Below are 1243 nucleotides of genomic sequence, written 5' to 3'. Positions count from 1 at the left end.
TTCCTGCTCCTGGCCGCCGGGCTGCCGCTGCTCACCTGGTTCCTCGTCACCCGGCACACCCCGGACTCGATCACGAGCGATGTGCTGAGCTATCAGCTGCTCGTCGTCCTCGTCGCGCTCACGGGCGGGGTCTGGCCCGCGCTCACCGCGGCGGTGCTGTCCGGGATCACGCTGGACTATTTCTTCATCGATCCGAAGCACACCGTCACGATCTCCGAGCCGCAGCACGTGCTCGCCATCGTGCTCTACGTGCTCATCGCGGCGCTCGTCAGCGTCGTCGTCGACCGCGCCGCCCGGCAGGCGCGGGCCGCCCGCCGGGCCGCCGCGGAAGCTGAACTGCTCGCCACGATCTCGGGCAGCGTGCTCCGCGGCCAGCAGGCCGTGCCCGCGCTCCTGGAGCGCACCCGGGAGGCCTTCGGCGTGAGCCGGGTGCGGCTGCTCGACGGGAGCACGGTCCTCGCGGAATCGTCCGCGGACACCCGGGACCATGCCGAGGTCGTCGACGCCGGTCAGGCCGCGGACGCGGAGCCGTTCCGGGTACCGGTCGGGGAGCGCGCCGAGCTGGAACTGACCGGGGGCGTGATCGCCGCCTCGGAGCGGCGACTGCTCGGCGTCATCGCCGCCCAGGTCGCCGCGGCCCTCGAGCACCGCGATCTCAGCGAGACCGCGTCGGAACTCGGCACCCTGGAGGAAACCGACCGGGTGCGCAGCGCCCTGCTGTCCGCCGTCAGTCACGACCTGCGCCGCCCGCTCGCGGCGGCCACCGCGGCGGTCGGGGGCCTGCGCACCGCCGGGGCCCGGCTCGACCCCGCCGATCGGGCGGAGCTGCTCGACACCGCGGAGGAGAGCCTTGGCACCCTGGCGGCGCTCGTGACCGATCTGCTCGACGTGAGCCGCCTGGAGGTCGGCGCGGTCGCGGTCGCGCTGCGGCCCATCGACCCGGCCGACGCGATCCTGCCCGCCCTGGACGAGCTTGGCCTCGGCCCCGGCCAGGTCGCCCTGGACCTTCGCGAGGACGCGGGCCCGGTGCTCGCCGATCCGGCGCTGCTGCAGCGGGTCCTCGTGAACCTGCTCGCGAACGCGGGCCGCTTCACGCCAGAGGGGGAGCGGATCCGGCTCACGACGAGCGCCTTCGGAACTCGGGCGGAGATCCGCGTGATCGACCACGGCCCGGGTATCGCGCCCGAGCGGCGCGAGAGCGTTTTCGAGCCCTTCCAGCGGCGCGGCGACACCGAGAACGACG

At 74.2% G+C, this 1243-nt stretch carries 1 protein-coding gene; it reads left to right on the top strand.

The genetic code is table 11. The annotated features are described in order from the left end of the window. A partial coding sequence (locus OOT08_RS01705; protein WP_325090840.1) for a DUF4118 domain-containing protein occupies positions 1 to 1243 on the top strand: 1243 nt, incomplete at both ends.

Origin of the sequence: Leucobacter sp. M11 (genome assembly GCF_035726885.1) — a bacterium.
GTDB lineage: Bacteria > Actinomycetota > Actinomycetes > Actinomycetales > Microbacteriaceae > JAPFRB01.
The sequence above is the reverse complement of the archived record's forward strand: the minus strand, read 5'-3'. Positions and strand labels throughout refer to the sequence as shown.